Annotated in this window: 20 protein-coding genes; 2 read left to right on the top strand and 18 right to left on the bottom strand. The window is 72.7% G+C overall.

Going from position 1 to position 21,334, the window contains the following annotated elements; genetic code table 11:
- On the top strand, positions 1-629 hold a 629-nt coding region (locus WEB03_RS14175), incomplete at its 5' end, for a calcium-binding protein (protein WP_368071566.1).
- A 37-nt stretch (positions 630-666) separates the two neighbouring features.
- On the opposite strand, the gene WEB03_RS14170 is transcribed toward WEB03_RS14175, so the two are convergent.
- The 3 genes from WEB03_RS14170 to WEB03_RS14160 are packed head-to-tail and all read right to left on the bottom strand — an operon-like array spanning position 667 to position 3,707.
- Entirely contained in the window at positions 667-1,632 is a 966-nt protein-coding gene (locus WEB03_RS14170; RefSeq protein WP_368071565.1) for an ArsA family ATPase, read from the bottom strand.
- Positions 1,633-1,932, bottom strand: coding sequence for a cory-CC-star protein (locus tag WEB03_RS14165; RefSeq protein WP_368071564.1), 300 nt, complete (start codon positions 1,930-1,932; stop codon positions 1,633-1,635). It lies immediately after the preceding gene.
- Positions 1,929-3,707 (bottom strand): carbon starvation protein A, encoded by a 1,779-nt coding sequence (locus tag WEB03_RS14160; protein ID WP_368071563.1) that lies wholly within the window; start codon positions 3,705-3,707, stop codon positions 1,929-1,931. The genes WEB03_RS14165 and WEB03_RS14160 overlap by 4 nt, the downstream gene beginning before the upstream one ends.
- Positions 3,708-3,844: 137 nt before the next feature.
- On the opposite strand from WEB03_RS14160, the gene WEB03_RS14155 reads away from it, so the two are divergent.
- Entirely contained in the window at positions 3,845-4,606 is a 762-nt protein-coding gene (locus WEB03_RS14155; RefSeq protein WP_368071562.1) for a pyridoxamine 5'-phosphate oxidase family protein, read from the top strand.
- Between the two features lie 22 nt (positions 4,607-4,628).
- On the opposite strand, the gene ftsY is transcribed toward WEB03_RS14155, so the two are convergent.
- The 15 genes from ftsY to WEB03_RS14080 all read right to left on the bottom strand — a co-directional run bounded on the left by ftsY (position 4,629) and on the right by WEB03_RS14080 (position 21,329).
- Positions 4,629-5,819: a signal recognition particle-docking protein FtsY gene (gene ftsY, locus WEB03_RS14150; RefSeq protein ID WP_368071561.1), complete on the bottom strand. Its 1,191-nt coding sequence runs from the start codon at positions 5,817-5,819 to the stop codon at positions 4,629-4,631.
- Positions 5,820-5,950: 131 nt separating this feature from the next.
- Positions 5,951-6,865 carry a lytic transglycosylase domain-containing protein gene (locus WEB03_RS14145; RefSeq protein WP_368071560.1) on the bottom strand — a complete coding sequence of 305 codons (915 nt, stop codon included), beginning with the start codon at positions 6,863-6,865 and terminating at the stop codon, positions 5,951-5,953.
- Between the two features lie 84 nt (positions 6,866-6,949).
- Positions 6,950-10,621 (bottom strand): chromosome segregation protein SMC, encoded by a 3,672-nt coding sequence (gene smc / locus WEB03_RS14140; RefSeq protein ID WP_368071559.1) that lies wholly within the window; start codon positions 10,619-10,621, stop codon positions 6,950-6,952.
- A gap of 201 nt (positions 10,622-10,822) precedes the next feature.
- Entirely contained in the window at positions 10,823-11,011 is a 189-nt protein-coding gene (locus tag WEB03_RS14135) for a hypothetical protein (RefSeq protein WP_368071558.1), read from the bottom strand.
- 114 nt (positions 11,012-11,125) lie between these two features.
- The gene (locus tag WEB03_RS14130) at positions 11,126-11,431 is read right to left on the bottom strand and encodes an acylphosphatase (RefSeq protein ID WP_368071557.1); all 306 of its coding nucleotides are present in this window, start codon (positions 11,429-11,431) and stop codon (positions 11,126-11,128) included.
- A gap of 26 nt (positions 11,432-11,457) precedes the next feature.
- Positions 11,458-12,294, bottom strand: a complete 837-nt coding sequence (locus WEB03_RS14125) for a DNA-formamidopyrimidine glycosylase family protein (protein ID WP_368071556.1) — start codon at positions 12,292-12,294, stop codon at positions 11,458-11,460.
- 70 nt (positions 12,295-12,364) lie between these two features.
- Positions 12,365-13,096, bottom strand: a complete 732-nt coding sequence (rnc, locus tag WEB03_RS14120; RefSeq protein ID WP_368071555.1) for a ribonuclease III — start codon at positions 13,094-13,096, stop codon at positions 12,365-12,367.
- Positions 13,097-13,127: 31 nt separating this feature from the next.
- Positions 13,128-13,310, bottom strand: a complete 183-nt coding sequence (gene rpmF, locus WEB03_RS14115) for a 50S ribosomal protein L32 (RefSeq protein WP_368071554.1) — start codon at positions 13,308-13,310, stop codon at positions 13,128-13,130.
- A 101-nt stretch (positions 13,311-13,411) separates the two neighbouring features.
- Positions 13,412-13,951 carry a DUF177 domain-containing protein gene (locus tag WEB03_RS14110; protein ID WP_368071553.1) on the bottom strand — a complete coding sequence of 180 codons (540 nt, stop codon included), beginning with the start codon at positions 13,949-13,951 and terminating at the stop codon, positions 13,412-13,414.
- A 233-nt stretch (positions 13,952-14,184) separates the two neighbouring features.
- Positions 14,185-14,706 (bottom strand): hypothetical protein, encoded by a 522-nt coding sequence (locus WEB03_RS14105; RefSeq protein WP_368071552.1) that lies wholly within the window; start codon positions 14,704-14,706, stop codon positions 14,185-14,187.
- A gap of 79 nt (positions 14,707-14,785) precedes the next feature.
- Positions 14,786-15,286: a pantetheine-phosphate adenylyltransferase gene (gene coaD / locus WEB03_RS14100; RefSeq protein WP_368071551.1), complete on the bottom strand. Its 501-nt coding sequence runs from the start codon at positions 15,284-15,286 to the stop codon at positions 14,786-14,788.
- Positions 15,283-15,861, bottom strand: coding sequence for a 16S rRNA (guanine(966)-N(2))-methyltransferase RsmD (gene rsmD, locus WEB03_RS14095; protein WP_368071550.1), 579 nt, complete (start codon positions 15,859-15,861; stop codon positions 15,283-15,285). Before rsmD ends, coaD begins: the two co-directional genes overlap by 4 nt.
- Positions 15,858-18,026: a S9 family peptidase gene (locus WEB03_RS14090; protein ID WP_368071549.1), complete on the bottom strand. Its 2,169-nt coding sequence runs from the start codon at positions 18,024-18,026 to the stop codon at positions 15,858-15,860. Before WEB03_RS14090 ends, rsmD begins: the two co-directional genes overlap by 4 nt.
- A 72-nt stretch (positions 18,027-18,098) precedes the next feature.
- Positions 18,099-20,084, bottom strand: coding sequence for an acetoacetate--CoA ligase (locus WEB03_RS14085; RefSeq protein WP_368071548.1), 1,986 nt, complete (start codon positions 20,082-20,084; stop codon positions 18,099-18,101).
- A gap of 30 nt (positions 20,085-20,114) precedes the next feature.
- A complete protein-coding gene (locus tag WEB03_RS14080; protein ID WP_368071547.1) occupies positions 20,115-21,329 on the bottom strand; it encodes a fumarylacetoacetate hydrolase family protein in 1,215 nt (404 codons plus the stop codon).
- Between the last annotated feature and the right edge of the window lie 5 nt (positions 21,330-21,334).

Below are 21,334 nucleotides of genomic sequence, written 5' to 3'. Positions count from 1 at the left end.
ACGGCGACGACTGCATCATCGTCGAGAACGGGAACGCCACCATCTACGGCGGCGCTGGACACGACACGATCGTCGTCGGCAACGGCACCACGACCGTCCACGGCGGTCCCGGGAACGACACGATCGTGTCCGAACACCCGAACGGCAACGCGAGCGGTGGTGGCAAGGCCACGCTCTACGGCGACGAGGGCAACGACCATCTCATCGCTCGGAGGGGCAACGTCACCCTCGTCGGGGGCGACGGCATCGATACCTGCACCGTGCCCGCCGCGCTGGACGCCGACTGCGAGTTCGTGAACGGCGTCGAGGTCGCGGCCACGGACGAGGGCTTCGCCCCAGCCGGACGCGTCGACCTCGCAACGATCGACGACGACGTCAAGGCGCCCCAGAACGGCGAGGGCAGCGGGCTCGAGGGCGAGGGCACCAACCTCGAGGGCGAGGGCACCAACCTCGAGGGCGAGGGCACCAACCTCGAGGGCGAGGGCACCAACCTCGGGGGCGAGGGCACCAACCTCGGGGGCGGGGCGGTCCATCAGGAGAAGGTCACCGAGGACGAGAAGCAGGACACCCCGACAGACCCGCCTTCGGACGACCCGTCGACCGATGGTGAGGTCGAACCCGCAGTCTGAACCTCATCCTCTCCAGCTCGCCGGCCACCCGCCGCGGTCAGCCTCCGGCTGGCCGCGGCGGGTCCACGAGACCACCTGCCACGAGCACCGCACGGATCGACGCGAGATCGTCCGGGCCGCGCAGGTCGTGCGGGAGTTGGGGGACGCGGACGATCGTGCGGTGACCGAGCCGGCGATCGATGTCGGCGAGGTGCTCGCGCTGTTGCGCTCGCCTGGCTTCGAGGAAGGCGCCCTCGGCGTCGTCCGGGAGCACCTGGTTCACCACCACCGCACCGACGGTCAGCCCCGCATCGCGCAGCGTCGTCTCGGCACGGCACGTCTCCTCGATCGGGAGCCGCTCCGCGAGCGTCACGAGGTGGATGACCGCGTCCTCGGTGAGCCGGCGTCGCAGGGCGGTCAGCCGGTCGGCTCGAGCTCGGAGGCGTCCGATCACCGGATCGTCGGGCGGCGGGTCCCCCGCCATGTTCGCCACCGCCCGGTCGAGCCCCCGGACCTTCTCACGTTGGCGCACCAACCCACCGACCCAGCCCCGCAGCAGCTCGGGCATCGCCAGCAACCGGAGCGTGTGCCCCGTGGGTGCGGTGTCCACCACGATCCGCTCGTAGCGGTCGGCGTCATCGACCAGCAGCTGCGACAGCCGGTCGAGGACGGCCGACTCGAGCGTCCCGGCGCCCTGCTTGGCGAGGTCGAGGTGACGGTCGACCGTCGCCCGGATCTCGGGGCCCACGAGCCGGTGGGCGTCGGCTCGCACCCGTTCGACGTGGGCGGCGGCGGTCGCCTCGGCATCGATCTCGATCGCGTCGAGGCCCGGTGCGACCAGGGTCGGCGCGTCCCCCAGCCGGGCGCGGAGGAGGTCGCCGGTCGAGTGGGCCGGGTCGGTGGAGACCAGCAGCGTGCGGTGACCGGCGAGCGCCGAGGCCGTCGCGAGGGCGGCCGCCGTGGTCGTCTTGCCGACCCCGCCCTTGCCCCCCACGAGCGCGATCGACCGCGAGTGAGCCGCCACCTAGCAACACACCCCGTGGACGGGGAAGCGGTCGACGCCCTCGCGCCGGTGCAGGTCGTGGAACGCCTGCACCAGGTGCGGGGTCAGCTCGAGGGTCTCGTAGGCGGCGGGGTCGTCGATGCCGGACGACGCCAGGAGCAGCACCGCGAGGAAGCGGTCCTCCTCCTCGCGGGCGACCCGGCGCAAGCTGCCACGCCACCGCGCGACGAACACCGCCTCGTGCCAGGCAGCGGCGGCGCGCAGGCCGGACCGGACCCGCTCGAGCGGACCCCGATCGGCCGGCGCGCCGTCGTCGGTCACCGTCTGGTGCGCTGGTCGGTCCGGTGGACACCGGCGGCCTCGTCGTCGGCGGGGTCGAACCCGCCCGCCCTGGCCTTGCGGATCCCCATGAACGCTTCGGCCACCAGCCAGACCGCCAGCACGAGGATGATGGCGTCGAGCGGTGCCAGCAGCCAGTCCCCTCGCTCCACGAAGTCGATGAGGTTGAGCACCAGCGCCCACACCGTCATGGCCAACAGGAACGTCAACGGGATCAGCTGCGGCAGCGCGTTGCGGCCGCTGCGCGTCACCCACACCGCGATCACCGCGAGAGCGAGCCCGGCGGTCAGCTGGTTGGTGGTGCCGAACAGGGTCCAGAGCCGGCCGAACGCGAAGCCGGCATCGGCGGTGTCGCCCGAGCTCGGTGCCAGCGCCAGCGCGAGCGGCACGCCCGCCGCGATCGCCGTGACGGTGGTGAGGTTCATCGTGGCCTTGCGGAAGCCGCCGAGCACCCCGCCGCGACGCTCGGGAACCAGCTGCCCCATCTCCTGGATGATGTAGCGCTGGAGCCGGACACCGGTGTCCATGGTCGTGGCCGCGAAGGAGATGACCACGACCGCCGCGAAGATCCTGCCGAGGTCCTCGGGGACGCCGAGGTGGCCGGCGAAGCCCGCGATACCGGCCACGAAGTTGCCGACGGCGCCACCACCGGCGGTGCCGAAGTCGGGGTAGAGCTCGCCCCAGTCGAGCCCGACGGCGGCGATACCGGCGGTGGTGGCCAGGATCGCGCCGAGCGCCAGCGAACCCTCACCGAGCGCGCCCACGTACCCGACGTACTTGGCGTCGGTGTCCTTGGCGAGCTGCTTGGACGTCGTCCCCGACGCGACCAGCGAGTGGAAACCGGAGATGGCGCCACAGGCGACGGTGACGAACAGGAACGGGAAGAACGAGGGCGTGCCCTCGGGCAACCCGGTGTTGATCGCCGGGGCCACGATGCGATCGAGACCGATGAGGAGCCCGAGGAAGATCACACCGAGCGCGATGAACAGCTGGTGGCTGTTGATGTAGTCGCGCGGCTGCAGCAGGACCCAGACCGGGATGCGGGACGCGATGAACGCGTAGATGAACAGGGCGACGATCCACACGGTGCGGGCACCGACCCCGAGCATCTCGGCCACACCATCGAGCTCGATCGGGTAGGCGTTGCCGACCAGGATGAGCGCGTACAGGACCGCGACGCCGACGAGCGATGGCACGAGCGCGCTGGTCTTGGTGCGGTAGATGTACTGCCCGAGCCCGATCGCCAACGGGATCTCGAGCACGATCGGGATGACGGCACCGGGGTTGGCGACGAACAGGTTGCCGATGACCACCGCGAACACCGCGTTCACCAGCGTCAGCAGGAAGAAGATGATGATGAGGAACAGGGTGCGCGACCGCCGGTTGATGACGGCGCTGGTCAGCGTGCCGATGTTCTGCGCGCGGTTGCGGACCGAGACGACGATCGAGCCGAAGTCGTGGACGCCCGCCGCGAAGATGGTGCCGAAGACCACCCACAGCAACGCGGGGACCCAGCCCCAGAAGACGGCGATGGCCGGCCCGACGATGGGTGCGGCACCGGCGACCGAGGTGAAGTGGTGACCGAACAGGACGTGCTTGTTGGTCGGGACGAAGTCGATCCCGTCCTCCATGGTGACCGCCGGCGTCGGCAGCGCATCGTCGAGGGCGTAGACCTTCTCGGCGAGGTAGCTCGCGTAGTAGCGGTACCCGAGCGCGAACAGCCCGAGGACGACCACGAGCACGATGATGGCAGGCATGTTTGGGCTCCCTGTCCGGGCGCCGGATCTCCCCGGCCGGCGCTGCGCCCGAGCCTAGCCACCGCACCGGGCCTGATGAGCGGAACTTCCGTTGCGTGGTTGCCCTCGGACGCGGGACGTCACGGACAGGAGGCCGCGTGAACGGTGAGCTGACCACCGCGTGGCGGACCGCGCAGCTCGGCGAGGTCGCCTGGGTGGACGCGACGGGAGCGCCGCAGGCCGAGGTGGTCGTGCCGCTGCTCGACGACCGGCTCCCCGCTCTGGCGCTGCCCTACGCCCGGCTCGCGACGGCGCGGTCGATCGCCGCCGCCGGACGGGTGACGTGGACGCTCGCCGTGCCAGCAGTCGCCGGCGGCGCCGTCCCGGTCGCGGCCGCCGCCCACGTCGAGGTGATCGAGGACCCGGCCGGCGAACGGTTCATCGCCACCTCGCTGCTCGACCAGGTGCTGGCCAAGCACCCCCCGGCACGGCGACGGCTCGACAGCGTGCTGCTGCGACGCGAACACGGGTGGTACGTCCCGCGGCTGATCATCCGCACCACCGAGCTCGGGCCGAGCTTCGAGCTCGGCGTCGGCGAAGCGCTCGGGGTCAGCACCGCCGCCGATGGCGGTCCGTGGGTGGCGGCCGCACACCAGGTGTCGGTCGCCGACGGGACGGCCCGACTCCCGATCGACGACGGGCCAGCGTTCGTGCTGCAGCACGGCGCGGACATCCCCGACCTCGAGACCCCCTGGCACCGGCGGTGGCGAGGAACGGTCGAGGCGGGCCGCTTCCGCGCGATCGAACGCGACGAGGTGCCGCTCGCCCGACGTCCCCCGGGTCTGCGCGACCGGCTGCGGACCGAACGGACGCTGCACCGTGCCTGCCGGGACGGGCTCCGCGAGGCCGGCCACCGCTGAGCATCGAGCGGTGCCCGGCAGGTCAGTCGGTGATGCCGGCGAACAGGCCCTCGACGAACAGCTCCGGGTCGAACACCGCGAGGTCGTCGATGTCCTCACCGAGACCGACGAGCTTGACCGGCAGGTCGAGCTCGCGCTGGACCGCGACGACGATGCCGCCCTTGGAGGACCCGTCCAGCTTGGTGAGGGCGATCCCGGTGACCTCGACCGCCTCGAGGAACGCGCGGGCCTGGGCGATGCCGTTCTGCCCGGTCGTGGCGTCGAGGACGAGCAAGGTCTCCTCGAGCGGGCCGGCCTGCTTCTCGAGCACGCGCTTGACCTTGCCGAGCTCGTCCATCAGCTCGCGCTTGTTGTGCAACCGCCCCGCGGTGTCGACGATGAGCAGGTCGGCGGACCGCTCCGTGGCGGCGGCGTAGGACTCGAACGCGACCGATGCCGGATCGGCACCCTCGTCCTTGCGCACGAGGTGGGCGCCGGTGCGGTCGGCCCAGACGCCGAGCTGCTCGGCTGCTGCGGCCCGCCAGGTGTCGGCGGCGGCGAGGACGAGCTCGCGCCCCTCGCGCTGCTCCACGGCGGCGAGCTTGCCGATCGTGGTGGTCTTGCCGGTCCCGTTGACGCCGGTCACCAGCCACACCGTCGGCCCCTCGTCGGTGGCTCGACCGAGCGAACGGTCCGCGGTGCCGAGCGCCGACCGCAACGCCTGTTTGAGCAGGTCGAGCACGCCGTCGGCGGTGGTGACCCCCTCCTCGCGGCTGCGACGCTTGAGCTCCTCGATGATCTCGAGGGTGGCGGTCACGCCGACGTCGGCGGTGATCAGCGCCTCCTCGAGCCCGTCCCACGCCTCGTCGGTGATGCCGCGACCGAACAGGTCCGCGACCGATGCGCCGAGGACGTTGCGGGTCCGGGACAGTCGGCGCTTGAACCGCTCCCCGAGCGGCATGAGCTCCGGCTCGACCAGCTCCGCCGGCGTGTCGGGGACGACGACCTCGGGGAGGGTGTCCGGGCCGACGTCGACGTGGGGAGCGGCCAGCTCCTCGTCGGCCGCGACCGGCGTCTGCCCCGGTGCGGGCCGCTCGAGGACGTCGGTGCCACCGCCCTGCCCGACCTCACGGCCACCCGGCTTCTGCCCCGATCGCCCACGCGCGACGAGCCCGCCGAGCAGGACCACCAGCAGGACCGGTAGCGAGATGAGGACGATCGGATCGATGTCCACGGGCGGCTCCGAGGTCGACGACGTGGAGCCAGGACGCTACCGGCAGCGGCCGGGACCCTCGACCGTGCGACGGGCCATCCGACACCGGGTCACACGGGCCGTTGACCGCTCGTTCTACGTCACGAGACGGCTCAGCCGGCGTTCGCGCGGTCGGCGTAGGCGTTGGCCACCGACAGGACGTGGCGCACGTAGGACTCGGACCGGTTGTAGCTGAACATCGCGCGTCCCCACGAGGAGCTCGCGCTCATGTCGACGCCCGACGCGCACAGGTACCGCGCCGCGGCCAGCGCCGCGTCGTCGATGTGCTGTGGGTCGGCGACCCCGTCGCCGTTGCCGTCGGCGCCCCACCGTGCCCACGTCGAGGGGATGAACTGCATCGGGCCGACGGCGCGGTCCCAGGTCGTGTCCCCGTCGTAGCGGCCGCCGTCGGTGTCGCGGATCGCCCGCACGTTCGGCCCCCCGTCGAGCGGGATGCCGATGATCGGCGAGGACGGCGTGCCTTCGGGCAGGAGCTGGCGGCTGCCGATGGTGCCGTGGTGCGATTCGACGTAGCCGACCCCGGCGAGGGTGATCCACGTCAGGTTGCAGCTGGGACGCTCATCCCGCAGGAGCAACGCCGCGGAGGCGTAGGCAGCCAGCGCCCGTGCGGGGATGCCGACGCGAGCCGCGGTCGCGCTGACGGCGTCGACGTCGAGCAGCGGGAGGGGGCTGTCCACGGTGCGACCAGGCACGTCGCCCGGCCGCCCCTCGAGCGGCTGCTGCACGGCTGCCGGCAGCGGCGCGGGGTCCGGTTCGGGGTCCGGTTCAGGCTGCGGCTCCTCGGCCGCCGGCTCCGTGCGAGGCGGCAGGGCGGGGAGGGTCGGTGGACCGGCCACGAAGCTGACGACACCGTCCTCGTCGCTCGGTGAGGCCACCGTGACGGACGCGGTCGACGGCGGTGAGCCGACCCGGTCGGAGGCCACAGCGGCGCCAGCGGAACCCACCAGGAGCGCACCGGTGAGGACGAGGCGGACGGGCACGTGCAGCGCCTGGCGCGTGCGGTCCACAGCAGCCTCCACGTCGGCTCGTCGGCGGTCGACCACCCAACGCTCGGGGCCCGCAGAGGTGACGGACCGATGGCCGGTGGCCGGTCACAGCGACGGGGATCCGACGACGTCCGGCGAACCGGCGGTGGCTGCGGCCTCCGCGACGGCCTCGGTGGGCGCATCGGAGGCGCGCTCCTCGAGGACGCGCTCGGTCGCCGCGCGACCTTCGCGGAGCCGTTCGCTGACCACCTTGGTCACCGCGTCGGGCCCCATGGTGATCCCGTACATGACGTCGGCGATCTCCATCGAGCGCTTCTGGTGGGTCACGACGATGATCTGGGCGTGTCCGCGGAAGCTGCGCACGACCTTCAGCAGCCGCTGGAGGTTGACGTCGTCGAGCGCCGCGTCGACCTCGTCGAGGACGTAGAAGGGGCTCGGCCGGGCCCGGAAGATGGCGAAGACGAACGCCAGGACGGTGAGCGAGCGTTCACCGCCCGACAGCAGGGACAGGCGCGTGACCTTCTTGCCGGGTGGGCGGGCCTCGACCTCGATACCGGTGGCCAGCAGGTCCTCGGGGTCGGTCAGCACGAGCCGACCGGAGCCGCCGGGGAAGACGGTCGAGAACGTCAACTGGAACTCCCGGGCGACGTCGCGGTAGGCCTCCTCGAAGACCGTGCGGATGCGGTCGTCGACCTGGACCACGACCTCCTCGAGGTCGCGCTTGGAGCGGCGCAGGTCGTCGATCTGGTCCGACAGGAAGGCGTGCCGCTCCTCGAGCGACTTGAACTCCTCGAGCGCCAGCGGGTTGACCCGGCCGAGGAGACCGACCTTGCGGACCAGCACGTCCTCCTGCTCGGTCAGCCCTTTGCGGTCGTACCCGCCGGCGTCCGGGTGCTCGGCCGCGAGCTCGTCCGGCGTGACCGAGAACCGCTCCCGCAGCGTGGCGGCGAGCTGTTCGAGCCGCCGCTCGACGTCGGCGCGGCGGAGGTCCGCCTGGTGGCGTTGCTCCCGGAGATCCTCGAGCTCGGCCCCGACGGCGCCGACGCTGCGGCGGACCTCGGCGAGCGCTTCGTTGCGTGCCGCGAGCCGGGTCTGGAGGTCGTCACGCTCGGCCGCGGCCGCAACGATGGCACGCTCGAGCGCCTCGATCGCCGTCCGGGCCACGAGCGCGAGCTCGCCGCACCGTGCGATGCCACGGCGTCGCGCCTCGCGCCGGCGGGCGGCCTCGGCGAGCGATCGCTCGACCTCCTCGGCCTCGCCGCGCAGCGCGGTGGCCTGCATCTCGAGGTGGCGCACCTGCTCGGTGGTGCGTTCGAGACGGACACGCCCGTCGAGCTCACGTTCCCGCGCGAGCTCGACCGCGTCGTCGAGCTCGATGGCGACCTCGTCGGGCCCCTCGTCCTCGTCGTCCATGTCGGCGTCGACCTGCGGCCCCCGACCGAGCAGCTCCTGCAGGGCCGTGCGGTCCCGCGCGAGCACCTCGGCCAGCTCGCGTTCGCTGGCGGCCGTGATGTCACGCTGGTTCGCGAGGGAGTGCAGCTCCTTGCTGAGCCGAGCGAGCCGCTCGGCAGCCCCGGTGATCCGCGCGTCGGACTCGTTGATGCGCTCGGTCGCGGCCGCGAGCCGCTCCTTGGCGGCGGCGAGGTCGCCGTCAGCCACCTCCCGTGCCTCGGCGACGTTGGCGAGCTCCTCGTCCAGGGCGCTGGCGCGGCGTTCGGCCTCCTCGGCGGCGGTCGCGGTCACGACGGCCGACCGGGCGGGTGCTTCACCGCCGCGGTACCCGTTCGGACCCGCGACGTCGCCGTCAGGGGTGACGAAGGTGAGGTCGGGCTCGCGGCCGTGGAGGAGCACCGCGGTCGCCCAGTTCGGGGCCCGCCACGTCCGAGCGAGGACGCGCTGCAGCGCGGTCACGACATCGGCAGCGTGCGGGTCGCCGGCTGCTGGCGACAGCAGGTCGGCGACGGGCGTGGCCCCTGCCGTCGTCAGGGAGCTCCGGACCTCGTCACCGAGCTCAGCAGGCTCACGCGTGTCGGGCCGGGCCGACAGCACGACCGCGGACCCGGCTCGGGCCTCGCGCAGCCACGCGATGGCACGGCGGGCCTCGTTCGGTGTGGACACGACGACGGCCTCACCGAGCGGGCCGAGCGCGGCCGCCAGCGTCGCGTCGTGGGCGGACTCGGACCGGACGTGGGCCGCCAGCGGACCGAGCACGCCATCGAGATCACCGTCGAGCAGCGCCGAGGCGCCACCGGCCGTCTCGGCGAGGGCCGCGCGCAGCGCTTCCGAGCGCGCGAGCGACGACGCGCGTGCCGCGTCGAGCTCGCGCGCGTCGGCGGCGAGCTGATCGACCCGCTCGTTGGCCGCCGCGACCTCGGCTTCGGCGCGCTCCAGGTTGCCGGTCAGCTCGATCTCGGCGGCGTCGAGCGAGGTGATCTCGTCTCCGACCCGTGCGACCTCGGCCTCGGCCTCGGCGACCCGATCGTCCACGCCGGCCAGGGTCTGGCTGACGCGACCGAGCTCACCCTCGGTGGAGGCCAGAGCCGATCGGAGGGCGGAGACCTCACCCTCGAAGCGCAGCATCCGTTCGCGAGCTTCGGCGCGACGACGGCGTTCGGCGTGCCGGACCTGCTCGTGCGCGCGGCGGGCCGTCTCGGCCTCGCGTCGGGCCGCGGTCGCCGCCTCGAGCGCCTGTCGGTCCCGGTCGTGGTCGGCCTGTCGGGTGCGCGCTTCGGCCTCGACGCGATCAGCCTGGACCCGCAGGTCCGCCGGCGGGCGGCCGGCGAGGGGCTCGTCGACGTACTCCACCAGGTGGCGACGCTTGGCCTCGACGAGGTCGGCGGTGCCCTTGAGCCGCTCGGCGAGCGAGGTGAGCTTGTAGTAGGTCGAGCCGGCAGCCTCGGCGGTCGGGCCGAGCTCGGCCAGCTCCGCCTCGAGCTGCTGCTGCCGCGCCCGAGAGGCCGAGAGGCGCTGTTCGATGCCCGCCTGGATCTGCGCGCTGGATCGCTCGGTGTCGCCCTCGTCGGCGGCCGCGGTCCGCAGGCGCAGCAGGTCCGACGCCGCCAGCCGCAGCCGCACGTCCCGGAGCTCGGCCTGGAGGGTCTGGTAGCGGTCGGCCGCCTCGGCCTGCCGCTCGAGCGGTCGCAGCTGGCGGCGCAGCTCGCGGAGCACCGTCCGCAGCTTCTCGATGTGACCGTCGACCTGTTCGAGCTTGCGGAGGGCTCGTTCGCGACGTCGACGGTGCTTGAGGATGCCCGCAGCCTCCTCGATGTAGCGCCGTCGCTCCTCGGGCTTGGCGTTCAGGATCTCGTCGAGCTGCCCCTGGCCGACGATGGTGTGCAGCTCGCGGCCGAGGCCCGTGTCCGACAGCAGCTCCTGGACGTCGAGCGCGCGGACGTCGGTGCCGTTGATCTCGTACCCGGTCTCGCCGTCAGCGTGGATGGTCCGGGCCACGCGGATCTCGCTGAACTCACCCGCCGAGCCCGCGGTCCCGAGGTTGCCGGCCGACAGCCGGCCGTCGGCGTTGTCGATGACGATCTCGACCCGTGCCTGGTTGGCGCGTGCTCGGGTCGGGGAACCGGCGAAGATGACGTCGCTCATGGCGCCGCCACGGACCTTCTTGGCCGACGTCGTGCCGAGCACCCAGGACAGGGCATCGACCACGTTCGACTTGCCCGACCCGTTCGGACCGACGATCACCGTGATCCCCGGCTCGACCTCGAGCACCGTCTTGTCCGCGAACGACTTGAAGCCGCGCATCGACAGCGAGCGGAGGAACACGGGCACCTCAGGCGGACGGGGCGGAGGGCGGGCGCTCGCCGACCCCCGGCGGCCCACGTCCAGGACGGGACGGACCGCGACCGGCGGAGCCTAGCTGACGGTCCCACCGCCGATCCGAGGACGCCCACGTGTGCAGACCGAGCGTTGCGGTGCGCGTCCGGCGGACCGTGCGCGTCGCGGAGGTTCGGGGAGCCGCCCCGGTCAGGTCGCGGCCGGGGCCCGGTCGTCGACCTGCGAGATCGCGTCCACGTCCTCGCGGGCGTCGCGGGCGGCCTCGGCCGTGGCGAGGGCACGCTCGAGATCGGCGACCCGCTGACGGAGCGTGCGGACCTCGTCGAGCAGGCGCAGGGTCGAGGGCGCGGCGTGGGTGCCCATGAGGGCCTTGGCCATCGTGCGATACCTCGGCGTCCGATGCGCGCAGCGGCGCGGGGTGGGAGGAGCGGTGCACGCGAGGGTACCGGAGGGCTCGCCCGGTCGTCCAGCGCTCACCGGGCGCCGGGTCGCTCACCGGACGATCGTGAAGCCCTCCGTACCGGTCGGTTCGACCGACGTGACCGTCACCTCGGCGACCTCCGCAGCCGGCGGCCCGCCCGCGTGGACCCACGCCTCGACGGTCTCGACCGCGTCGGCGTCACCTTCGATGTGCGCCTCGACCGCGCCATCGTCACGGTTGCGTACCCACCCCGTGACGCCGTGGCGGTCCGCGACGCGTCGCAGCGACCAGCGGAAGGACACGCCCTGGACGCGGCCGGTGACCTCGACCGCACGGGCCACCAGGTGGGCGTCCGTCCGCGCCTCGGTCCCCACCATCCGCCTCCCATCCGGCGTCGCTGGTCCTAGATCATGCACCGCTCGCAGCGGTAGGTGTAGATGCCCTTCTTGATGCGCGTCCGGACGATCGGGCGGCGACAGCGTGGGCAGGGCAGACCGTCACGGCCGTGCACCCGCAGGTGCTCGGCGATCTCCTCGTCGTCCTCGACCGGTTCGTTCTCCTCGAGGCTGGCACCGACCTGCTTCATCGCGGCGAAGATGACCTCGTGCATCGCCCGGTAGAGCCGCCGGACCTCCTGGGTCGACAGCGTCTGCGAGCCGCGGTCGTGGCGCAGCCCGGCCTCCCACAGGATCTCGTCGGAGTACATCGGCCCGATACCGACCACGTGCTGGGGGTCGGTGAGCAGGAGCTTGAGCGGTGACGAGGCTGCAGCCAGGAAGCGCCCGAACTCCATCCACGTCGGGTTGTCGTCGAGCGGATCGAGCGCGTCGGGGTTGACCCCCGCCGCCTCGTAGGCCCCCTCGGTCGCGACCACGCCGGTGCTGGCGGTGGGCTCGCTGCCCTCCTCGGAGAGGTGGATCGCGCCACCGGTCGTGAACGACACGGTGAGGTGGGTGTCGGAGCCGGCCTCGGCGGTGGCGGTCTCGCGGAACAGCTGCCCGCTCGCCCCCGGGTCGATGACCCACGTGTGCTCATCGTCGAGGTCGACGAACAGGGTGTGCCCGCGCCTGCGGACGGCGTCGATCTTGCGGCCCTCGAGCGCCTTGATCAGCTCGGGACGGTTGCGGTGGAAGGGCTTGACCAGACCGGTCGACTGGACGGCCACATCCTTGATCCGCTTGCCGACGATCTCCTTCTCGAGATCCTTGCGCAGCACCTCGACATCGGGTAGCTCGAGCACAGGGACTCCTCACGAGCAGTTGGCTGTGCCGGGCGCGCCGGGTCCGGCGCCGCTCCGGCGGAGGACGAAGCTAGCCGACATCGCCGACCTGGCCGGGCGGCGACTCGGGCTCGAGCGCGCGGTAGGCCTCACGGGCGGCGCCCTGCTCGGCCTCCTTCTTGCTGCGTCCCTCGCCTCGCCCGTGCACGTCCCCACCGACGGTGACCTCCGCGGTGAAGGTCTTGGCGTGATCGGGTCCGGTGTCGGTGATCTCGTAGCGCGGCAGGGTGTCGAACCGGGCCGCGGACAGCTCCTGGAGCGCGGTCTTGAAGTCGAGCGCAGCTCCGCGCCCAGCGAGCTCGTCCAGTCGGAACGCGAACAGCCGCTGCACCAGGTCGTAGGCGGTGGCGAACCCCTGGTCGAGGTAGATGGCGCCGAGCACCGCCTCGAGGGTGTCGGCCAGGATCGAGTCCTTGTCCGCGCCCCCGGACCGCGCCTCGCCGCGACCGAGCTTCACGTACGCCCCGAGCCCGAGCCCGCGTGCGATCCCCGCCAGGGACCCGGTCTTGACGGCAGCCGAACGCACCTTGGCGAGCCGCCCCTCCTGCTCGGCCGGGTGGGCGTGGAAGATCTCGTCGGTGACCACGAGGGCCAGGACGGCGTCGCCGAGGAACTCGAGCCGTTCGTTCGGGTCGATGTTCCCGTTCTCGAACGCCCAGGACCGGTGGGTCAGGGCCTGCTCGAGCAGGCCGAGGTCGTCGAGGTGCACGTCGAGCAGCGCCGCGAGGTCCGCGGCGCTGCTCGGTCCGTGCACGTCGCTCACCACCTCGTTCGCAGCGGGCGGCGGCGGGGTGTCACGCGCTGGGCTCGGTCACGACGCGGCCGCCGTAGGTCCCACAGGTGCCACACACGGTGTGGGGACGGGTCGGCGCCTTGCACCGCGCACAGGTCGTGACGGTCGGCGCTGCGGTCTTCAGCCACTGCGCCTTGCGGTGACGGGTCCGCGATCGCGAGAGCTTGCGCTTCGGGACGGCCATCGGTTCCTCCTACGTGTGGGGTCGGGTGGGGCCCGAGTTGGGGGCCGGGTCGGGTCGCACCCGGCGTACCGGGATCAAGGTCGGGGTTGCGCTGGTGGACGTCAGCCGGTCTCGCGTGGCAGATCCAGGTCAGCCAGCTTGTCCCAGCGGGGGTCGCGCGGTCGTTCTTCGCCGTGGCCGCAGTCGCGGTCGTTGCGGTCGGTCCCGCAGAACGGGCACAGGCCCGCGCAGTCCTCCCGGCACAGCACCCGCGTCGGCAGGTCGATGACGACCGCGTCACGCACCATCGTGGTCAGGTCGATCGCCGTGCGGTCGTCGAGGAGCTCGTACCCGGGATCCTCGTCGTCGTCATCCTCGCGCGTGGTGGGGTCGAGGAACAACTCGGCGACCTCGAGCGTGCGGTCCGCCCGCTGCGGCGCCAGGCACCGGGCGCACGGCAGCTCGAGCTGCACGTCGATGGTGCCGCGCACGAGGAGGCCCTCGACGACCGAATCGAGGTGCAGGTCGAGCTCGAGCGGGTCGACGATCGCCTCGTCCGCCGGCCCCCACGGGTCCTCTCCGAACGCATCGCGTCCGACCGCGGCCACGAGGGGCCGGGTCTCACCCGGGTGACCGACCAGGTCGGTGACGGGGACGCGCAAGGCAGGACACCTCCTCGGCCGCGGAGACGCGCGTGCAACGGGCGGCACGGCGACGCGAGTGGCGCGACGGGGAACGACGGGCGAAGGGCCGCGCGAGCGTGCGCAGCGGCCGACGACGGTACCAGGCGAGGGTGCGCTGTCGCGCGGGAGGTGCGCGTCAGGTGCGACGCTCCCCGTCGCGACGTCGATCGTCGTCGCCGACGGTGCCGGTCAGCGACCGCGTCCCGAGGTGGTCAGTACCCCTCGTCGAGGTCGGCGAGCTCATCCTCGGCCAGCTGGTCGGTGTCGAGCCGGCCGCGCAGCTTCTGGCGGCCCTTCTCGACCGCCGAGAGGGTCTTGGTCAGCACGATCTCGAAGTTGGCCAGCTTGGCGTCGACGTAGTCCTCGGCTTCGAGCCGGATCTGGCGGGCGTGTTCCCGCGCTTCGCCGAGGATGCGCGTCGCCTCGCGGTCAGCGGCCCGGACGACGTCCTCCTGGGACACGAGGTGGCCCTGCTCGGCCCGGGCGTCGTCGATCAGCCGGGCCGCGTCCACCTCGGCACGCTCGAGGATCTCGTCGCGCTCCTTGACCACCCACCGGGCCTGGGTGAGCTCCTCGGGCAGCGCGTCACGGATGTCGGCGACGAGACCGTCGACCTCGGCGCGGTTGACCATGATGGACGCCGACAGCGGGACGGTCTTGGCCTCGGCCACCAGACGTTCGAGCTGGTGCAGCTTGGCCTCGACGTCGAGCGGCACGCCGCGGGGATCGGACATCGGTGGCACTTCCGGATGCGGGAGGGGGACGCTCCACGGCGCGGATGCGGCGGAGCCGACTGGTCGCGGAGCCTACCGGTCAGGGACTCGCATCCTCACCCGCGCCCGCGTACTTGGCACGCAGGGCCGCTTCCACCGCCGGTGTCACCGTGCCGGTGAGCGGGCCGCCCCAGCGGGCGATCTCCTTGATCAGCGAGCTCGACAGGTAGGAGTGTTCGGGGCTGGTCGACAGGAACAGGGTCTCGACCTCGCCCATGCGCTGGTTCATCTGCGCCATCTGCAGCTCGTACTCGAAGTCGCTGACGGCACGTAGCCCCTTGACGATGACGTCCAGGTCGTTGGCGGCGCAGAAGTCGACCAGCAGCCCCTGGAAGCGATCGACCTCGATGTTGTCGTGCTTCTCGGTCTCGGCGCGCAGCAGTTCGAGCCGCTCCTCGACGCTGAACAACCCGGCCTTGCGGGGGTTCTCGAGCACGGCGACCACGACCCGGTCGAAGCGCGACGCCACACGTTCGACGATGTCGAGGTGGCCCATGGTCACCGGGTCGAAGCTGCCGGGGACGACGGCGGCGACGGTCACGAGGGCTCCTGATCGGACGAGGCGACGGCGGCCGGGAGGCTGGCGCGGTGGAGGGTGGTGTCACCGTAGCGACGGGCGTCCTCCGCTCGGAGCGGCGACGGCCACACCGGGGCCGGCTCACGGCGCCCGCGTTCGAGCGTCACGATGGCACCCGGGGCGAGCTGGGGCACCAGAGCGGCCAGCACCCGGGCCAGCTCGTCCTCCGTGGTCGCGTACGGCGGATCGGCCACGACCAGGTCGAACGGCGCGTCCATCAGCTCCTCGACGAGGGCGGCGTGGACGTCACGCCCGAGGACCGTCGCGCCGGGCAGGCCCACCGCCTCGAGGTTGGTCCGCAGCGCGGCCAGGGCGCGGCGATCGTTCTCGACGAACGTCACCGCCGCGGCCCCGCGCGAGAGCGCCTCGAGCCCGAGCCCACCGCTCCCGGCGTACAGGTCCAGCACGCGCGCCCCGGGGAGCACGGCCTGGAGCGAGGAGAACCACGACTCCTTGACCCGGTCGGCGGTCGGGCGGGTGCGGTCCCCCTTCGGCGCCACCAGCCGGCGACCCTTGGCGGCGCCCGCGATCACCCTCACGGTGCCGGCACAGCGCCGGTGCGGGTGAGCACGAAGGCCAGCACCTCGGCCTCGTCGCGCCACGCGTCGTAGCGGCCGCTGCGGCCCGCGTGGCCGGCTCCCATCTGGGTCTTGAGCAGGTAGGGGCCGCCGCCGGTCGTGGTGGCCCGGAGCTTGGCCACCCACTTGGCCGGCTCCCAGTACTGCACCCGCGGGTCGTTGAGCCCCGCGGTGACCAGCATCGCCGGGTACGGCTCGGCGCGGACGTTGTCGTACGGCGAGTAGGACGCCATCACCCCGGCGAACTCGTCGAGGGTCGGGTCCCCCCACTCGTCGTACTCGATCACCGTCAGGGGGATGGTCGGGTCCGACATCGTGGTCACGACATCGACGAACGGCACCTCGGCCACGGCGACGGCCGCGACGCCGGGTTCGAGGTTCAGCGCCGCGCCGATGAGCAAGCCGCCCGCCGACCCACCGCGGATGGCCAGCCGGTCACGGGCGGTGATGCCCTCGGCGACCAGGTGGTCGGCGCAGGCCACGAAGTCGGAGAAGGAGTTGGGCTTCCTGGCGAACTTGCCGTCCTCGTACCAGCGCCGTCCCATCTCGCCGCCCCCGCGCACGTGGGCGATCGCGAACACCGCCCCGCGGTCGAGCAGGGACAGCCGCGCGGGCGAGAAGCCGGGGTCGAGCGAGATCTCGTAGGCGCCGTAGCCGTAGAGCAGGCAGGGCGCCGACCCGTCGAGCGGGGTGTCGGCCCGGCGGACCAGCGAGATCGGCACCCGCGTGCCGTCGGAGGCGGTCGCCCAGTCGCGCCAGCTCACGTACCGCTCGCGGTCGTACCCACCTCGGACCCGCTGCTGCTTGATCAGCTCCTTGGTCTCCACCCGCGGCCGCTGTGCATCGAGCGCCACGTCGACGATCTGGACCGGCGTGGTCATCGAGCCGTAGACGTAGCGGAGGGTGTGCGAGCCGTACTCGGGGTTCGGACCCATGCCGACCGACGAGACCTCCTCGTCGACGGCGAGCGGGTCGCCCTCCCCCGTGATCGGGTCGCAGATACGCACCTGGGTACGGGCCTCGGTCCGCTCCCCGACGACGAGGTGCTCGGCGAAGCAGGCCACGCCCTCGACCCGCACGCCGGGCCGGTGCGCGATCAACGGCTGCCAGCGGTCGCGCGCGCCAGCGTCGGGGTCGTCGACCGTCGGGACACCGGCGGTGACGACCGCGAAGTCCTCGGCGCCGTCGGCGTTGGTGGTGATGACGAGCCGGTCCCGGGCCCGGTCGTGATCGACGTCGTACTCCACGCCGGTCTCACGTTCGGCCACCAGCAGGGGTGCCGCGTCCGGGTCGTCCGCGGGCAGCAGCCGGCACTCGGAGGTGATCTTGCTGCCGGCGGCGATGATCAGGTGCTCGCGCGAGCGGGTCCGGCCGACCCCGAGCCAGAAGCGCTCGTCCGGCTCCGCGTGGACCAGCACGTCCTCGCTGGCGTCGGTCCCGAGCGTGTGGCGCCACACCTGGTGGGGCCGCCAGGCGTCGTCGGTGATGGTGTAGAGGAACGCCGCGTCGTCGGCGTACCAGGCCAACCCGTACCCGGCCCTCGGGACGATCTCGCCGGTGTCCTCACCGGTCTCGAGGTCGCGGATGCGGACCTCGAACACCTCGGCACCGCTGGTGTCGACCAGCCACGCCGCGAACCGGCCCGACGGGCTCACGTGCAGCCCGCCGAGGCTGAACTGATCGTGACCCTCGGCCTCGACGTTCTCGTCGAGCAGCACCACCTCGTCGGCCGGTGGCGACGCCGGGTCGACCGGTCGGCGCAGGTCGAGCGGCAGGTCGGCCAGGTCGGCACCGACGTGCTCGTCGGGCACCGGTCGTCGGCAGTGCACCGGGTACTGCTTCCCCTCGAGGGTGCGCCGGTAGTAGGCCCACCCCTCGCGGAAGGACGGCGCCGAGGTGTCGTCCTCCTCGATGCGGCCCTTGATCTCCTCGAAGATGGTCCCGATGAGCCCCTCGAGCGGACCGAGGTGGGCTTCGGCGTGGGCGTTCTCGGCTTCGAGGTAGCTGGTGACCGCCAGGTCCTCGCGGTCGCGCAGCCAGTGGTACGGATCGTCGACCGCGCCGCCCGGACGCTCCAGGGTGTGGGGACGCCGCTCGGCGAACGGCGGCGCGGCATCGGCGGTCACGGCAACTCCTCGGGGGGGTCGGCCGGGAGCGTAGGGCCGCGTCAGCGGTCGTCACCCGTCGCTCGCGCGCCGTCAGCTGGTCGCGAGCGCGACGAAGGCGTCGAGCGCGGTGGGATCCTGCATCGCGCCGGGGTTGGCGACCTGCTCGAGGGGGTCACCCTCGAGGATGCGCTTGGCCGGTACCTCCATCTTCTTGCCCGAGATGGTGCGAGGCACGACGGGGATGGCGTGGACGGCGTCGGGCACGTGCCGCGGCGACAGCGAGGCGCGGATGGCCGACGCCAGGGCGCCACGCAGGGCGTCATCGAGCGCCGCGTCCTCGGCGAGGACGACGAAGAGCAGCAGCTCGCCCGCCCCGGTCCGGTCCTCGTCCGCCGGCAGCTCGCGGTGCACGACGAGGGAGTCGGCGATGCCCGGCACGTCCTCGACGACCGCGTAGAACTCGCTGGTCCCCATCCGCACGCCGCCGCGGTTCAGGGTCGCGTCGGACCGGCCGGTGATGACCATCGTCCCACGCTCGGCGGTCACCTCGAGCCAGTCACCGTGGCGCCAGACGCCGGGGAAGTCCTCGAAGTAGGCCTCGCGGTAGCGGGACCCGTCGGGGTCGTTCCAGAAGCCGACCGGCATCGACGGCATCGGACGGGTGATGACGAGCTCGCCCCGCTGCCCGACGACGGGGTCGCCGTCCGGGTCGAAGGCACGCACGTCGGCACCGAGGCACGCGCCGGGGATCTCGCCGGCGTGGACCGGCAGCAGCGGCGACCCCGCGACGAACGCGCTGCAGACGTCGGTCCCGCCGGACGCGGAGGTGAGTAGGACGTCGGCCTTCACGTGCTCGTAGACCCACCCGAACCCTTCGGGCGGCAGCGGCGCCCCGGTCGATCCGACGCTGCGCAGCGCGGACAGGTCGACCTCGGTGCCGGGGGTCAGGCCGGCGCGCCGGCTGTTCATCAAGAACGGCGCACCGACGCCGAAGAGGGTGCACCCGGTCTCGGCGGCCAGCCGCCACAGCGTCATCAGGTCCGGGTGGCCCGGGTCGCCGTCGAAGGTCACCAGCTGCGTGCCCACCAGCAACCCCGACACCAGGTAGTTCCACATCATCCACCCGGTGGTGGTGAACCAGCAGAACACGTCCTCCTCGCCGAGGTCGTGGTGCAGAGCGTGGATCTTGAGGTGCTCGAGCAGGATCCCGCCGTGGCCGTGCACGATCGCCTTCGGCAGCCCCGTCGTGCCCGAGCTGTAGAGCACGTACAGCGGGTGGTCGAAGGGCACCGGTTCGAAGGTGAGCTCCGCCGGTTCGGAGAGCAGCTCCTGCCAGCTGGTCGCGTCGGGGAACCGTTCCCGGTCGACACCGGCTGCGTCGAGGTAGGGCAGGACGACGGTGGCGCGCAGCGTCGGCAGCCCGGCGCGGATCTGGCTGACCTCGGTGGCACGGTCGATGGCCTTGGCGCCGTACCGGTACCCGTCGACGACCAGCAGCACCGACGGTTCGATCTGCCGGACCCGGTCCACCACCGCGGCGACGCCGAACTCGGGCGCGCACGACGACCACACCGCACCGAGGCTGGCGCAGGCCAGGAACGCCACGATGGTCTCGGGGACGTTCGGCAGGTAGCCGACGACCCGGTCCCCGCGCTCGACGCCGAGCCGCCGCAGACCTGCAGCAGCTCGTGCGACCTGATCGGCGAGCTCGTCGTGGGTGAGGGTGACCTCGTCGCGGGACTGGCTGCGGCCGACGATCGCGCGGGCACCACCTCGGCGTCGGAGGGCGTGTTCGGCGTAGTTCAACGTGGCACCGGGGAACCACACCGCGCCGGGCATCGACTCGTCAGCCAGGACCGCCGTGGGCGGGTCGACGAACCGGACGTCGAACTGGTCGACGATCTCGGACCAGAACGCGTCGAGGTCGTCGACCGACCACGCGTGCGCGTCGGCGTAGGTCGGCAGCGACACCCCGCGACGGCGTTCGACCTCGTCGAGGAACCGCCCGACCCGGGAGGTGGCGCGCGCATCGTCCGGCGGCGACCACAGCAGCTGACCCGCGACGACTTCTCCCACGTGGCGCTCTCCCGTCCGGCTGCTCGGACGTTACCGCCGGGCGGCCACCACACGGCCGGTGACCTCGCCGAGCGCGACCGTGCCGCCATCCGGTCCAGGCGCAGCGGCACGGATCGTGACGGTGTCGCCGTCCGCCAACCCGTCGCGGCGGACCGCGCCGCCCGCGAGGACCACGTCCTCGGTCCAGCCCCACGTCAGCTCGAGCAGGCTGCCGCGCTCCCCGCGCGTGGGTCCCGACACGGTCCCGGACGCGAACAGGTCACCGGGTCGCAGCGACGCCCCGTTGCTGGTCAGGTGCGACAGCTGCTGCGACGGTGTCCACCGCAGCCCCGCCGCGTCCGGCCTGGCGACCACCGTCGGACCTCCGTCGTGCGGCGCGATCTCGAGCTCGAACCCGATCCGGTAGCCGTCGCCCACCGGCGCGAGGTGGTGTGCCGGAGGGCGGGGCGGCGTCGGGGGCGGGACCCGGGCGTCGGTGAGCGCCTCGAGCGGGACGATCCAGGGGGACACCGACGTCGCGAACGACTTGCCGAGGAACGGCCCGAGCGGGCGGTACTCGAACGCCTGGAGGTCGCGCGCGCTCCAGTCGTTGACCACGACGGCGCCGACGACGTGGTCGGCGAAGGCCGACGTCGGCACGGTGGTGCCGAGCTCGCTGCCCACCCCGACCACCCAGCCCAGCTCCACCTCGACATCGAGGTGCTGCGTCGGGGCGCTGACCACCTCGCCGCTGTCCAGGTCCCGCCGCAGGCCGGTGGGCCGGACCACGTCGGTGCCCGACACCACGACCGTCCCCGCACGACCGTGGTAGCCGATCGGCAGGTGATCCCAGGCATCCGGGAGCGCGGGGTCATCCGGCCGGAGGATGCGGCTGACGTTGCTCGCGTGGTCGCGCGAGCTGTAGAAGTCCACGTAGTCCGCGACCGACCAGGCCAACACCGGTGCCACCTCGGACGAGGCCCACCGGTGGGGCGCGAGCCGGTCGGCGGCGGCGGGGTCAGCGGTGAGCTCGAGCAGCCGGACCCGCAGGCCGTGCCACGCGTCCGGGCCGGCGGCGAGGAACGTGTCCAGATCCGGCCGGTCCAGCGTCGCGGTCGGGTCCGGCAGGGCCCCGTCGAGCAGACCGTCACGCGCCAGCCCGGCGAGGTCGATGACGTCGTCGCCGACCGCCGTGGCAGGTCGCGGCGCTCGCCCGCCGGAGCGCACGACGCCGTAGGGCATCGTCGTCGCCGACCAGTGCGTCACGTCCC

The sequence above is a fragment of the Nitriliruptor sp. genome (assembly GCF_040882075.1).
Taxonomy (GTDB): domain Bacteria; phylum Actinomycetota; class Nitriliruptoria; order Nitriliruptorales; family Nitriliruptoraceae; genus Nitriliruptor.
Note: the sequence above shows the minus strand (reverse complement) of the source record. Positions and strands in the feature narration are given on the sequence as shown.

Excerpts from the sequence above, each read along its gene's own strand:
- WEB03_RS14160 (WP_368071563.1), bottom strand. The coding sequence starts at position 3,707 with ATGCCTGCCATCATCGTGCTCGTGGTCGTCCTCGGGCTGTTCGCGCTC.
- rpmF (WP_368071554.1), bottom strand. The coding sequence starts at position 13,310 with ATGGCCGTCCCGAAGCGCAAGCTCTCGCGATCGCGGACCCGTCACCGC.
- WEB03_RS14130 (WP_368071557.1), bottom strand. The coding sequence starts at position 11,431 with ATGGTGGGGACCGAGGCGCGGACGGACGCCCACCTGGTGGCCCGTGCG.
- WEB03_RS14135 (WP_368071558.1), bottom strand. The coding sequence starts at position 11,011 with ATGGCCAAGGCCCTCATGGGCACCCACGCCGCGCCCTCGACCCTGCGC.
- WEB03_RS14105 (WP_368071552.1), bottom strand. The coding sequence starts at position 14,706 with ATGTCCGATCCCCGCGGCGTGCCGCTCGACGTCGAGGCCAAGCTGCAC.